The sequence below is a fragment of the Acinetobacter sp. 226 genome (genome assembly GCF_048147925.1).
In the GTDB taxonomy this organism is placed as follows: Bacteria; Pseudomonadota; Gammaproteobacteria; order Pseudomonadales; family Moraxellaceae; genus Acinetobacter; species Acinetobacter pecorum.
Map to the genome: position 1 here is coordinate 97,123 of NZ_JAYWYX010000007.1, position 13,672 is coordinate 110,794.

Genomic DNA, 13,672 nt, shown 5'->3' on the forward strand with positions numbered 1-13,672 from the left:
GAGTACGGATATGATAACTAATTCTTCAGGAAAATCTATACATTAAATTATTGAAATTAAAATAAAAATTAGAGTAATTGCTCTATTTGTGTTCGCTATTTCATTTAACTTTTATCATGAAAATAAAAAGCAAAGCAAGTGGCTGTTTTAGAAAATAAATAAAAAACCTCATCAGAAATGATGAGGTTTCGGGTCAGTTCTAAGCACTGCTTTAAACGGCGGCCAATGCCTGTTCCAGATCGGCAATCAGGTCGTCAATATGCTCAATTCCAATGGAAAGTCGTACCATATCTTCACTGACACCGGCAGATTTCAGTTCTTCAGCATTCAGCTGACGATGGGTGGTGGTGGCAGGATGACAGGCCAGACTTTTGGCATCACCGATATTGACCAGACGGGTGAACAGTTGCAGGGCATCAATAAAACGTGTGCCCCCTTCAAGGCCATGCTGCACTCCGAAAGTCAGAATGGCAGACGGTTTACCTTTCACATATTTCTGTGCCAAGGCATGCTGTGGATGATCTTTCAGGCCAGCGTAATTGACCCATTTCACTTTAGGATGTTTTTGCAGATATTCAGCGACTTTCAGTGCGTTTTCGGTATGACGTTCCATTCGCAGGCTTAAGGTTTCCAGACCTTGCAGAATCAGAAACACATTCTGTGGACTAATCGCAGCGCCGGTATTACGCAGCGGCACTACACGCGCACGTGCGATATATGCTGCTTCCCCCAAAACTTCAACATAGTTCACGCCGTGGTAACTTGGATCTGGTGTATTGAGGGCAGGGAAGCGTTCAGGATATTTACCCCACGGGAATTTGCCGCTATCCACAATGATGCCGCCAATGGAATTGCCATGACCACCGATATATTTGGTCAGGGAATGCACGATAATATCTGCACCGAAATCGAAAGATTTTTGAAGTACTGGGGTGGCAACAGTATTGTCGACAATGACCGGCACGCCATATTCGTGCGCAATTTTAGAGATTTCTTCCAGATCAATAATATTACCCAGCGGGTTACCAATCGATTCCACAAAAACCAGTTTGGTTTTTTCATCAATCAGGTCATGCAGACTTTCCGGTTTTTCATAATCAAAGAAACGGACTTCAATACCTTGTTTGGGCAGGGTGTGGGCAAAAAGATTATAGGTACCTCCGTAAAGCGTCGATACCGAAGCAATATTGTCCCCAGCTTCAGCAATGGTCTGAATTGCATAGGTAATCGCAGCCATGCCAGAGGCCAAAGCTAGTGCACCAATTCCACCCTCGAGCGCTGCTACACGTTGTTCAAGTACTGCAGTGGTCGGGTTCATAATCCGGGTATAGATATTTCCCTGTACCTTTAAATCAAACAAATCGGCCCCATGTTGTGTATTGTCAAAGGCATAAGATGTGGTTTGATAAATTGGTACAGCCACTGCTTTAGTGGTTGCTTCGGGGGTATAGCCTGCGTGAATCGCTAAAGTTTCTGCTTTATAACTCATTCTGTTTGATCTTCTTGTTTAAGCTTATGGCTTGAGTGTAGCATTTTTACATATAAGTAAAAGTGCAATTTTATTGAAATGAATATATGAAATATTCATATACCAGTCTGGATTTAATCCGGTTATTTTACTGAAAACGGTTGTTTAAAAAAACATCAGCAATAAACTTGTAACAATGCATGCAAGTTCATGGCAATGGCTTATGTTTTTGCTGCTTTCTGCGTATAATAGCCGATTATTTTTTCGCTCATTTTTGAGCTGGGGTCGTTGTTCTAACCCTATTTGGTTTTTCAGTTGAGGAGTCCTACGTGGCCCAATATATTTACACGATGAACCGAGTGTCGAAGATGGTTCCGCCTAAGCGCGAAATCCTGAAAGACATCTCCTTATCATTTTTCCCAGGCGCTAAAATTGGTGTGCTTGGTTTAAACGGTGCAGGTAAATCTACCTTGCTTCGTATTATGGCGGGCGTAGATAAAGATTTCTCTGGTGAAGCGCGTGCACAGCCGGGTATTAAAATCGGTTATCTTGAGCAAGAACCACCTTTAGATGAAACCAAAGACGTTCGTGGAAATGTCGAAGATGGTTTACGTGAACCGCTTGATGCTTTAGCGCGTCTGGATGAAGTCTTTGCTGAATATGCAGCAGAAGATGCGGATTTCGATGCACTTGCGAAAGAACAAGAAAAGCTTGAAGCAATTATCCAGACCTGGGATGCGCATAACCTTGCGAACCAGATGGATCAGGCTGCTGCGGCATTGAACCTGCCAGCTTGGGATGCAGATGTATCTAAGCTTTCAGGTGGTGAACGCCGTCGTGTGGCACTGTGCCGTTTACTTCTGTCTAAGCCGGACATGTTACTTCTAGACGAACCGACGAACCATTTGGATGCTTCATCTGTGGCTTGGTTGGAACGTTTCCTGAAAGACTTCCCGGGTACCATCGTAGCCATTACGCATGACCGTTACTTCCTGGATAACGTGGCTGAATGGATTCTTGAGCTTGACCGTGGTATGGGTATTCCATATCAAGGTAACTATTCTTCTTGGCTTGAGCAGAAAAATGCCCGTTTAGAGCAAGAGAACAAGCAAGAAGAATCTTTTGCTAAGGCGTTGAAAAAAGAACTTGAATGGGTTCGTTCGAATGCCAAAGGCCAGCAAAAGAAAAACAAAGCGCGTATGGAGCGTTTTGAAGAGCTTAACTCACGCGAATTCCAGCAGCGTAACGAAACTTCTGAAATCTACATTCCACCTGGTCCACGTCTGGGCAACAAGGTTGTAGAAGTTGAAGGCATCAGCAAATCGTTTGGTGATCGTTTACTGTACAAAGATTTAACATTCACGGTACCACCTGCCGCAATTGTGGGTATCGTGGGTGAAAACGGTGCAGGTAAAACCACACTGTTCCGTATGATGACGGGCGAACTGCAACCTGATACCGGTACGGTAACACTGGGTGAATCAGTGAAAGTAGCGTATGTCGGTCAGATCCGTGACACCTTAGATAACAACAAAACCGTCTGGGAAGAAGTTTCTGGTGGTTTGGATATCTTGAAGATTGGCGAATACGAAATCGCATCACGTGCATATATCGGTCGTTTTAACTTTAAAGGTCAAGATCAGCAAAAACGCGTAGGTCAATTGTCTGGTGGTGAGCGTAACCGTTTACAACTTGCGAAAATCCTGCAAATGGGCGCTAACGTTATCCTACTCGATGAACCATCAAACGACTTGGATATCGAAACCTTACGTGCACTTGAGGATGCAATTCTTGTATTCCCGGGTACAGTCATGGTGATCTCGCATGACCGTTGGTTCCTAGACCGTATTGCAACACATATCTTGTCATTCGAAGGTGAAACACCTGAATTCTTCACCGGTAACTATGCTGAATTCGAAGCATATCGCCGTAAACGTGATGGTGATGACTTGGTCACGAAGCGTCAAAAATATCGCAAAATTGGTGCTTAATAACCCTAAATTTTGTAAATAAAAAACCAGCCTCAGGGCTGGTTTTTTTATACTTATTGCATGCTGAAGGGTAAATTAGACTTCCCATTCATGGTTGCATTCACGGCATTTCCATTTCTTTTGTGTTTGCATAAATGCCTGCATTGAAATTTTAAAATCAGGTAAGTCCTTATAGAACATAAAACCTGCGATCAAAGAAAGAATAAAAACGATCACAGTTGCAGTCTGTAAAGTCGTACCTGCACCATCGCCAAAAACCCACATCGCAATGCTAATAATCACCAGCAATAACAACAGGAACAGGGCGGGTACCAGAAACATTAGGCTTTTAGGAACCACTGGACGTGGAGCTGCTTGACCTGGCTGGGCCACCGGCATGATTTTCGGGCTTTGACACTTAGGGCAACGATATTGCATTACAACTCCAAAATTCTAAATTACTGATTATTTTATCGGAAGATGCGAAGAAACCGAAATATTGCCCAACATAAAATATACAGGCAATAAAAAACCCAAGTCGCAATGCTTGGGTTTTTTATAAGATCACCATAATATATTATGGTCATCTTGAATATGGCGTCCCTACGGGGATTCGAACCCCGGTTACCGCCGTGAAAGGGCGATGTCCTAGGCCTCTAGACGATAGGGACAATTGAGGCAAATAACACAGCTAAAGCAAGACTTGATTTGGTGGAGTCAAGGAGGATCGAACTCCTGACCTCTACAATGCCATTGTAGCGCTCTACCAACTGAGCTATGACCCCAGTCTGTGTGAGCGCTATATTAGGGATATCGCGCTCACACGTCAACACAAAAATTAATTAAGCTTGATCAACTGCTTCATTTTTCGGCAACTTTAAGCTTTCATTGAGTTTTTCCCAGACTTTCAGCTCTTTTTTGCTCGGGCCGCCGACAATTTCCAGTGCATGACGTAAACGTGCAAAGGTTAAATCCGGACCAATGGTGACCATCGTCTGCATGACTGGGGTAGAGGCTGTCGAACCGGCAATGGCAATAAAGAACGCAGGCATGAAGTCACGTAACTTGATTTCCATTTGTGCAGCCAAGTCCATCAAGGTCTGGCTCACTGTGTCATTGTTCCAGGTGAACAGACTTTCCAGACGCCAGATCGCAAATTGCAGGCTTTGACGCACTTGCTCTTCAGACAGTTTTTTGCTTACAAACTGTTCTTTGCTCAGGGTCGGGAGGTGGTTGAAGTAATGTGCCGACCAGTTCACCGCTTCAGACAGCAGGTTAATACGCGGTTGAATCGCAGCTGCAATTTCTTCCAGTTTTGCGCGGTCTGCTTTCCAGGCCAATAAGGTGTCAAGTAATTCAGCCGGGCTGAGTGCCTTGATCCATTGACCATTTAACCAGTTCAATTTCTCTACATCAAAGATTGGGCCGCCCAAAGAGACACGTTTAATATCAAAATGCTCAATCATTTCTGCCAAAGTGAATTTTTCACGTTCATCTGGCATTGACCAACCCATACGACCCAAGTAGTTCAACAGGGCTTCAGGCAGTACGCCGATATCTTTGTAGTAGTTGATTGATGTTGGGTTCTTACGTTTAGATAATTTAGATTTATCCGGGTTACGTAAAAGTGGCATGTGGCACAGCACAGGCATTTCCCAGCCGAAATATTGGTAAAGAAGCTGATGTTTCGGTGCAGATGGAATCCATTCTTCACCACGAATCACGTGGGTGATTTGCATTAAATGGTCATCCACCACATTTGCTAAGTGGTAGGTTGGGAGGCCATCGGTTTTCAGCAGAATCTGCATGTCTACTTGCGCCCATGGAATTTCCACTTCGCCACGCAGCATGTCATTAAATTTACATACGCCTTCAGTTGGGACTTTCATACGAATCACATGTGGTTCGCCAGCGGCCAAACGGCGCTCAACTTCTTCTTGTGAAAGTTGTAGACCGCGACCGTCATAACGAGGCGTTTCACCACGTGCCTGCTGTTCTGAACGCATCTGATCGAGTTCTTCTGCAGTTGCGAAACAGTAGAAAGCATGTCCTTTTTCTACCAGTTCAAGTGCATATTGCTTATAGATATCCATACGTTCGGACTGACGGTAAGGCGCATGTGGACCACCTACATCAGGACCTTCTGACCAGTTTAAGCCCAACCAGCGCAATGAATCCAGGATCATTTTCTCAGATTCAGGCGTTGAGCGGAGTTGGTCGGTATCTTCGATACGAAGAATGAATTCACCACCGTGCTGTTTAGCAAAACATAAGTTAAACAGGGCGATATAGGCGGTCCCTACATGCGGAAAACCAGTAGGAGAAGGTGCAATACGAGTACGAACAGTCATAGCCGGATCTAATCTTGAATATAAAATTGTAACTATTATAGCGAAAAAGCCACATCACTTAATGCTTTATTCAACATTGAGTAATGTGGCTTTTAAATCTGTACGTATTCAGCTCTTTTGGTACTGATTAAGAGTGATCGCTCGAAAAAATACTTTGTACGAAGCGGGTAAAACGATAATTCTGTGCTGCCAAGAAATTTTGCGATGGTGCAATTTTAAGAGCAGTTAAGACTTTTAAATTATCTTCTGTATGGAGCGTTTTTTCGCTTTTTTGTTGCTGAATCGCTTTTTCAATCGGCGATGACTTGTTTTCAGCGGTGCTTACTACTGTTTTCGGCAAGTCTGCCTTCACAACCACGGCATGACCGAGCTGAATCGAAAACAACATAATCAGGCTTAGGATGCTGGTTGTGAATAATGTAAATTTCATATCCAAACTTCCTCCTTACTTCTGGTTGGTTTTATTTTGTTAAAAATGTTTTTTTAATACTCTGTCTATAATTTAATCACAGTTGTTCATAAAGAAGTAGAGCCAAGTCACATTTTTTACAAAAGAAATTATATAACTCTGTGGAAAATTACTAAAAAACGTAATTTCCTGTTTTAGTGGCCTATTTTTAACAGAAAACTGTGAAGACAACGTGAAGAACTGTCTTATATTGTAGCAGAAGATTAATTTTATGGCGAAATATGTATCCGGATTTAATTGTTAGGAGATATCTCAAAATCAGAAATAGATTATAAATATTATTATAAGCATATGATTGTTAGGTTTATTTTTGATTTGTATAGTGCAGATCATATAAACAATGAGTTACATATGATGAAAAGAATAATAGCATCAGCAATCTTGACAATTATAGCAGGAACAGCAGTACAGAATTCAATCGCCAAAGATTTCCTGAATGTGTCTTATGACCCGACCCGGGAATTTTATCAGGAGTATAACGAAGAATTTGGCAAGTTCTGGAAGCAGAAAACCGGACAGACGGTTAATTTTAAGCAATCACATGGCGGTTCAGGCAAGCAGGCACGTTCAGTGGTCGACGGTTTGCAGGCCGATGTGGTGACCTTGGCATTGGCCAATGATATCGAAGAAATTGTCAAAGCAGGTTTAATCGAGAAAGGCTGGCAAAAAGAGTTTCCGAGCAATTCGGCACCTTATACTTCTACGATCGTATTTCTAGTACGTAAAAGTAATCCAAAGCAAATTCAAGACTGGAATGATCTAACCAAACCGGGCGTAGAAATTATTACCCCAAATCCCAAAACCGGGGGTGCACCGCGCTGGATCTACCTGTCTGCTTGGGGTTATGCACTGAAACAACCTGGCGGTAATGATGCTAAGGCCAAAGAGCTGGTGAAAAAGCTCTATAGCAATGTCAAAGTACTCGACTCCGGTGCGCGTGGTTCGCTGACCACTTTTGCCGAGCGCGGTATCGGGGATGTGCTTTTATCCTGGGAAAATGAAGCCTTGCTGGCAACACAAGGCTTGGGTAAAGACAAGTACGACATCGTCTATCCATCGATTTCAATTCTGGCCGAGCCATCGGTGGCAATTGTCGATAAAAACGTGAATAAAAATGGCACGGCCCATCTGGCAAAAGGCTATTTAAACTATTTATATTCACCGAAAGGACAGGAGCTGGCTGCGAAATATTTCTTCCGTCCGCGGGACGCCAAAGTCGCTGTTAAATATTCAGCCCAATTCCCGAACATCCAGACCTTCACCATTGATAAAGTCTTTGGCGGCTGGGCCAAAGCGCAAAAAACGCATTTTATCAATGGGGCGATTTATGATCAGATTTATAATGAAAAAAGATAGCTAAACAGCGGTTTAGAATGAGATAAAGAAAATGGTCAAGTTATTATCCATTTTCTTTATATCTAATGCATAAAATTCTATATATTAGAGATAAGTAGAATAATAATTAACTTTTTCTTTTAAAAACAAAATACTAATCAAGAAAAACCTTTCATTCTATCGTGTTGCACCAGTAGCGGGTGAATTGCGATAAATGATTTTATTTCATATAGTTATAACCAATGAAGATAAACTCCCTGTTACTATGAAAACTCAATTCAAATCGTTGTTTAGTGCTGCCTTATTGGTGGTCGGTTTAGGCATGACTGCAACTGCCGCTCAAGCCGCAGACCGTCAATTTCTAAATGTGTCTTATGATGCCACACGCGAGTTCTACGACGAATTTAACAAATCATTCGGCGCTTACTGGAAAAACCGGACTGGTCTGGATGTGAATTTCAAGCAGTCACATGGCGGTTCGGGCAAACAGGCACGTTCTGTGGTCGATGGTTTGAAAGGTGATGTGGTGACTTTGGCGCTGGCCAATGACATTGAAGAAATTGTGAAATCTGGTCAGATTCAACCAGGCTGGCAAAAGGAATTTCCTCATAACTCGGCACCTTATACCTCGACGATTGTATTCATGGTCCGCAAGGGCAACCCGAAAGGCATCAAGGACTGGAAAGATTTGACCAAGCCAGGGGTGAAAATTATTACCCCGAACCCGAAAACCGGTGGCTTACCGCGTTGGGTGTATCTGTCTGCATGGGGTTATGCCGAGAAACAGCCGGGTGGTAACAAAGCCAAGGCGCAGGATTTTGTTGGCAAGCTTTATAAGAACGTCAAAGTAATGGATTCTGCTGCACGGGCTTCAATGACCACCTTTGCTGAGCGTGGTATTGGCGATGTATTACTGACCTGGGAAAATGAAGCCTTGGTCACGCAAAAAACCTTGGGTAAAGACAAGTTTGATATCGTTTATCCATCGATTACGATTTTGACTGAACCCTCAGTAGCGATTGTGGATCGTACCGTAGATAAAAATGGCAATAAATGGTTAGCAACCGGTTATATCAATTACCTGTATTCACCATTGGGTCAGGAAATGGCTGCTAAGCATTTCTATCGTCCACGTAATGAAAAAGTATTGGCCAAATATTCGGCACAGTTCCCGAAAATCAAAACCTTTACCATTGATGAGGTCTTTGGTGGTTGGGCCAATGCACAGAAAACCCATTTTGCCAATGGTGCAATTTTTGACCAGATTTATAACAGCAAGCGTTAATTGATCTGCGAAGTCATCTTGCTGATAAAAAAAGCCTCCTGAACTGGAGGCTTTTTTTGTGGCAGAAAATGCTAAAACGGTTTTCTCTATGGAAAGTAATATTTATCTACAAAAAGTCGTTTGGAGCTTTGCTCAAACAGGGTGATAATGTGCAGTTAAATTTTTCCCCCTACTGATTGAGTTTTTATGTCACATATTTCTGTATTACTTCACGAAACGATTGATGCCTTGTTGGCGGGTCGCAATACGGGAACTTATGTGGATGGAACCTTTGGCCGGGGCGGACATACGCGTTTATTGCTGTCTAAATTAGATGAACATGCACGTGTTTATGCCTTTGATAAAGACCCACAGGCACTGGCGGTGGCGGCCGAACTCGAACAAGAAGATTCACGTTTTAAAATTATCCATGCCAGCTTTGCTGATCTGAAAGAGGCATTGGCTGAACTGGCTATTGAACAAGTTGATGGGGTAATGGCGGATCTGGGTGTTTCTTCACCGCAGCTGGATCAGGCTGAACGTGGTTTCAGTTTTATGAAAGATGGCCCGCTGGATATGCGTATGGATAACTCGCAAGGTCCAACGGCAGCAGAATGGCTGACCCAAATTGAAGAAGAAGCGCTGGCGAATATCATTTTTAAATATGGTGAAGAGCGTTATAGTCGCCGTATTGCCAAGGCCATTAAGGCTGCCGGATATATTGATACCACGGCCAAGCTGGCCGAGATTGTAAAAGTAGCGCACCCGAAATGGGAAAAAAACAAGCATGCTGCGACCCGTACTTTCCAGGCGATTCGTATTGCTATTAATAAGGAATTAGAAGATATTGAAATATTCTTGCCTCAGGCGGTAGAAATCTTGAAGCCGCAAGGGTGTTTGGCGGTGATTAGTTTCCATTCACTGGAAGACCGCTTGATTAAACAATTTATTCAAAAAGAGTCAACGCTTGAAGAGGATTCAGGCTGGGGAATGCCACAACAACAGAAAGATACGCGACGTTTGAAGAAAGTTTCTCGTGTTAAAGCCAGTGAGGAGGAGGTTAAAGCCAATCCCCGTTCACGTAGCGCATGGCTCCGGGTAGCAGAACGTTTAGCTTAATAGGCAGATCATGAAAACGGAAGTGGTTGATAAAAAAACAGAAAAATTGTGGCTGAAAAAAGTTGCAATTTATCTCATGCTGATACTGATGGTCTTTGTCAGTGCAGTATTTGTGGTATTTCAGGTGTTTGAATACCGTCAGGACAACAGAAAGCTAAGTACTTATCTGCGTGAGCGCGATGATCTCAATGCGGAGTGGGGCCGTTTGCTGATTGAACAGCAAACTTTTGGCGCGACGGCACAGATCGGTACGCGTGCAGTGACACAGTTGCGTATGTATTCCCCTCCGGTTTCACAGAGTGTGGTGATTTCCTTACCACAAACTTCAGATGAGAAAAAATAAGGCTAGCGTTCGGACATGGTAGACAAGAGAAAGAAGCAACCGGTACGTAAAAAACAATCGGTCACCGACAAAAATGCCTCAAATGTTTATATCAATCGTTTTTACATCATGTGGGCGGTGGTGTTGCTGTGTTTCGTGACACTGATTTGCCGTGCCTTCTATGTGCAGATTATTAATAAAGATTTTTTGCAGAATAAAGCCAATGCCAATATTTTAAGAACCAATACCATCAAGGCGATGCGTGGCGTGATTTATGACCGTAATGGGATTCCATTGGCGATCAGTACTCCGATCATGAAAATTGTGATTGATCCACGTGATTATTTTGACAATAAAAAGCTCTATGATGAAACCATGCTGGCGCTGGAAAAAGAACCGAATAGCCGTAAACTCAAACGCCAGTTGCCGGATAAAAACCTGAATCTGGATGAGCTGGCTGATGCAGTCGGTATGGATCGGGCAGAACTGCGCAAAAAAATGCAAGAACGTCCGCGTTCACGTTATCTGATCCTGAAAAAAGAAGTTCCGCCACAACAGGCCGAACTGATCATGAAGCGTAATTTTCAGGGCGTATATACCGAGAAAAACTATAAGCGCTATTATCCGCAGCCGCAGCCGAACTCTCAGATTATTGGCCTGACCAATAGTGAGGGCATAGGGATTGAAGGTCTGGAAATGCAGCTGAATTCCCGTCTTTCCGGCAAGGATGGCGAGCAGCAGATCATTCGCGATAAGAAAGGCAACCGGGTTAAAGAACCGGAAGTGATTAAAGAAGTTGAACCCGGCGAAAATATTACCTTAAGTATCGACTCGCGTCTGCAATATATCATGTACCGTGAGCTGACTGCGGCTGGAGTTGCCAACAATGCCCGTTCAGCGACTGCGATTGCTGTAGATGTCAAAACCGGTGAAATTCTGGCGCTGTCTTCATGGCCATCGTATAACCCGAATGACAAAAACAGCCTGCTTAACAAGGATGCCATGCGTAACCGCGGGGCGGTCGATTCCTTCGAACCGGGTTCGACCATGAAGCCGCTGACCGTGGCAATGGCGCTGGAAAGTGGCAAATATACGGCGAATTCAGTGGTGAATACGACACCGGGTAGTATGCGGGTAGGTAATCATACCATTCGTGATACCCATAATTACGGTCAGTTGACCCTGGGTGGTATTATCCAGAAATCATCTAACGTTGGTGTGGCTAAACTGGCCTTGTCGCTGCCGTATGAAACCTTGCCGACCTTCTATAAACGTTTGGGTTTTGGTCAGCGGTCTGCGGTGAAATTCCCGGGTGAAAGTGCCGGTCTGATTCTGCCTCCTAGCAAATGGAATGTGTCAGAAGTGGCGACCATGTCCTATGGTTATGGTCTGAATGCGACGGTACTTCAGCTGGCTGATGCCTATGCCATGCTGGCCAATAAGGGCGTAAAAATGCCGCTAAGCCTGTATAAGCTGGAAGAACAGCCGCAGGGTGAACAGATGATCGATGCCAATATTGCCGATCAGGTGCTGATGATGATGGAAACCGCAACCTTGCCAGGTGGTACGGCGACACGCGCCACCATTCCAGGCTATCGCGTGGCAGGTAAAACCGGTACTGCACATAAGCTGCGTGCTGACCGTAAAGGTTATTCGACCAATGAATACCGGGCTTTATTTGCCGGTGTAGCACCCGTCAGTGATCCACGGATCGCCATGGTGGTGGTGGTAGAAAACCCACAGGGCACCTACTATGGTGGTACTGTATCTGCACCGGTCTTTGCCCGGGTGATGCAGGAATCTCTGCGTCTTCTGAATGTCCCTTTGGACAAACCTTTAGAAACTCCCAAAGTCCAGTAAATAGGTGATCAATGTCTATTACATTTCAAGATATCTACACCTCTCATGAGGCCGCTGACTGGATGAAGCAAACCTTTCAGGGCTTCGAGCTGGATAGTCGTAAAGTCAAACCGGGACAGATTTTTATTGCCCTGACCAGTCTGTCTCAACCGGAAAAAACTGCTCAATTTGCCCAGAAAGCCTTAGAGCAGGGTGCATTGGCCGTGATTTCAGAAACTGAGCTGGAGGTATCTCCAAATCTGGTAGTGGCAGATGTACGTTATCTGATGGGGCAGTGGCAAAAGCAGTATTTGCAAGCGACTCAACCTGTTCAAGCTGCTCGAATTCTGGCAGTTACCGGCACCAATGGTAAAACCACGATTTCACGCTTGGTGGCTGAATTCATCATGCTGCAAGATAAAGCCTGTGCAGTGATGGGTACCACAGGTAACGGAATTTTGCCAAATCTGGAAGCATCATCGCATACCACCCTGGATGCCTTGCAACTGCAAAATGCCTTGCATGGCTATGCGCAGGCCGGTGCGGAGTTTGCCTCGATTGAAGCCAGTTCGCATGGTCTGGAACAAGGCCGCTTGAATGGTTGTGATATCGAGATTGCGGGTTACAGCAATTTGAGTCGTGACCATCTGGATTATCACGGAACACTGCAAGCTTATGCAGCAGCAAAGTCAGGTTTATTCCGGTTTGAATCTTTAAAAGTGGCTGTTATCAATATCGATGATGAACATGCACAGATCATGCTGGATGCTGCGAAAAATAATCCGGCACAGCCTAAAATTTTGACTTATTCCACCAAGCAAAAAGCGGATTATCAGGTTCAGGATATTCAGTACAGCATTTCAGGTGCAACCTTTATACTAAAAACTGCTTCTGCTGAATATATTGTTAACAGTCCATTGCTGGGTCATTTTAATATTGAAAATCTGGTCGCCAGTCTGATCATGGCTGAGCAGGCCGAATTTGACTTGGAAAGTTTGATTGCAACTGTGCCCCAGCTTAAAGGTGCACCGGGCCGGATGCAGGTGCTGCGTGATGACGAACGTCTGTTTGTGGTGGATTATGCCCATACCCCGGATGCACTGACTCAGGTTCTGGTGACCTTGAAACGGCATGTCTCGCAAAATCTCTGGGCAGTCTTCGGCTGTGGCGGCGACCGTGATCGCGGTAAACGTCCACTGATGACCCAAGCTGCATTAGAGGGTTCTGATATCGCAGTTCTCACTTCTGATAATCCGCGGACCGAAGATCCGGCACAAATTTTTGCTGATATGAAAAATTGCATCGATTTTTCCGGCAAAACCTATCATGAAATTCATGACCGTCGTGAAGCAATCAAGTTTGCGGTTAAACAGGCGCAGGCGGGTGATATTGTGGTGATTGCAGGGAAGGGTCACGAAAATTATCAGGAAATTGATGGCGTACGTCACTGGTTTGATGACGTGATCGAAGTGCAGGCTGCGATTGATGCCCAGCATTGCAACACAGATACCGCCTATTCAGCGCATTAGGATTCA

The 13,672-nt window shown here is 44.3% G+C and carries 11 protein-coding genes and 2 tRNA genes; 7 read left to right on the forward strand and 6 right to left on the reverse strand.

Annotation, left to right across the window (positions count from 1 at the left end; all coding sequences use genetic code 11):
• Positions 1 to 211 precede the first annotated feature (211 nt).
• Positions 212 to 1,489, reverse strand: a complete 1,278-nt coding sequence (locus tag VXP95_RS04700; RefSeq protein WP_064102368.1) for an O-acetylhomoserine aminocarboxypropyltransferase/cysteine synthase family protein — start codon at positions 1,487 to 1,489, stop codon at positions 212 to 214.
• Positions 1,490 to 1,797: 308 nt separating this feature from the next.
• On the opposite strand from VXP95_RS04700, the gene ettA reads away from it, so the two are divergent.
• Complete coding sequence (gene ettA / locus VXP95_RS04705) at positions 1,798 to 3,459, forward strand: energy-dependent translational throttle protein EttA (protein WP_064094616.1); 1,662 nt, start codon at positions 1,798 to 1,800, stop codon at positions 3,457 to 3,459.
• Positions 3,460 to 3,534: 75 nt separating this feature from the next.
• Here ettA and VXP95_RS04710 read toward each other — a convergent pair whose 3' ends face one another.
• The 5 genes from VXP95_RS04710 to VXP95_RS04730 form a co-directional block, all read right to left on the reverse strand.
• Entirely contained in the window at positions 3,535 to 3,876 is a 342-nt protein-coding gene (locus VXP95_RS04710; protein ID WP_064094615.1) for a hypothetical protein, read from the reverse strand.
• Positions 3,877 to 4,033: 157 nt separating this feature from the next.
• Positions 4,034 to 4,109 (reverse strand) — tRNA-Glu (locus VXP95_RS04715).
• A gap of 38 nt (positions 4,110 to 4,147) precedes the next feature.
• Positions 4,148 to 4,223 (reverse strand) — tRNA-Ala (locus tag VXP95_RS04720).
• A 57-nt stretch (positions 4,224 to 4,280) separates the two neighbouring features.
• Positions 4,281 to 5,789 (reverse strand): glutamate--tRNA ligase, encoded by a 1,509-nt coding sequence (gene gltX, locus VXP95_RS04725; RefSeq protein ID WP_191730924.1) that lies wholly within the window; start codon positions 5,787 to 5,789, stop codon positions 4,281 to 4,283.
• Positions 5,790 to 5,916: 127 nt separating this feature from the next.
• On the reverse strand, positions 5,917 to 6,219 hold the full coding sequence (locus VXP95_RS04730) for a hypothetical protein (protein ID WP_416711556.1): 303 nt from the start codon (positions 6,217 to 6,219) through the stop codon (positions 5,917 to 5,919).
• 393 nt (positions 6,220 to 6,612) lie between these two features.
• Here VXP95_RS04730 and VXP95_RS04735 point away from each other — a divergent pair, with 393 nt between their 5' ends.
• From VXP95_RS04735 to VXP95_RS04760, 6 genes are all read left to right on the forward strand, one after another.
• Positions 6,613 to 7,614, forward strand: coding sequence for a sulfate ABC transporter substrate-binding protein (locus VXP95_RS04735; RefSeq protein WP_064095167.1), 1,002 nt, complete (start codon positions 6,613 to 6,615; stop codon positions 7,612 to 7,614).
• Positions 7,615 to 7,858: 244 nt separating this feature from the next.
• Complete coding sequence (locus VXP95_RS04740; protein WP_416711557.1) at positions 7,859 to 8,878, forward strand: sulfate ABC transporter substrate-binding protein; 1,020 nt, start codon at positions 7,859 to 7,861, stop codon at positions 8,876 to 8,878.
• A gap of 186 nt (positions 8,879 to 9,064) precedes the next feature.
• Complete coding sequence (gene rsmH, locus VXP95_RS04745; protein WP_416711559.1) at positions 9,065 to 9,976, forward strand: 16S rRNA (cytosine(1402)-N(4))-methyltransferase RsmH; 912 nt, start codon at positions 9,065 to 9,067, stop codon at positions 9,974 to 9,976.
• Between the two features lie 76 nt (positions 9,977 to 10,052).
• Positions 10,053 to 10,319 carry a cell division protein FtsL gene (ftsL, locus tag VXP95_RS04750; protein ID WP_404793807.1) on the forward strand — a complete coding sequence of 89 codons (267 nt, stop codon included), beginning with the start codon at positions 10,053 to 10,055 and terminating at the stop codon, positions 10,317 to 10,319.
• 15 nt (positions 10,320 to 10,334) lie between these two features.
• The gene (gene ftsI, locus VXP95_RS04755) at positions 10,335 to 12,158 is read left to right on the forward strand and encodes a penicillin-binding protein PBP3 (RefSeq protein WP_144723596.1); all 1,824 of its coding nucleotides are present in this window, start codon (positions 10,335 to 10,337) and stop codon (positions 12,156 to 12,158) included.
• Between the two features lie 11 nt (positions 12,159 to 12,169).
• Positions 12,170 to 13,666 (forward strand): UDP-N-acetylmuramoyl-L-alanyl-D-glutamate--2,6-diaminopimelate ligase, encoded by a 1,497-nt coding sequence (locus VXP95_RS04760; protein ID WP_416711561.1) that lies wholly within the window; start codon positions 12,170 to 12,172, stop codon positions 13,664 to 13,666.
• Positions 13,667 to 13,672 lie beyond the last annotated feature (6 nt).

Coding starts and splice junctions, on each gene's coding strand:
- VXP95_RS04700 (WP_064102368.1), bottom strand. CDS start 1,489: ATGAGTTATAAAGCAGAAACTTTAGCGATTCACGCAGGCTATACCCCC.
- VXP95_RS04710 (WP_064094615.1), bottom strand. CDS start 3,876: ATGCAATATCGTTGCCCTAAGTGTCAAAGCCCGAAAATCATGCCGGTG.
- gltX (WP_191730924.1), bottom strand. CDS start 5,789: ATGACTGTTCGTACTCGTATTGCACCTTCTCCTACTGGTTTTCCGCAT.
- VXP95_RS04730 (WP_416711556.1), bottom strand. CDS start 6,219: ATGAAATTTACATTATTCACAACCAGCATCCTAAGCCTGATTATGTTG.
- VXP95_RS04735 (WP_064095167.1), top strand. CDS start 6,613: ATGAAAAGAATAATAGCATCAGCAATCTTGACAATTATAGCAGGAACA.
- VXP95_RS04740 (WP_416711557.1), top strand. CDS start 7,859: ATGAAAACTCAATTCAAATCGTTGTTTAGTGCTGCCTTATTGGTGGTC.
- rsmH (WP_416711559.1), top strand. CDS start 9,065: ATGTCACATATTTCTGTATTACTTCACGAAACGATTGATGCCTTGTTG.
- ftsL (WP_404793807.1), top strand. CDS start 10,053: ATGCTGATACTGATGGTCTTTGTCAGTGCAGTATTTGTGGTATTTCAG.
- ftsI (WP_144723596.1), top strand. CDS start 10,335: ATGGTAGACAAGAGAAAGAAGCAACCGGTACGTAAAAAACAATCGGTC.
- VXP95_RS04760 (WP_416711561.1), top strand. CDS start 12,170: ATGTCTATTACATTTCAAGATATCTACACCTCTCATGAGGCCGCTGAC.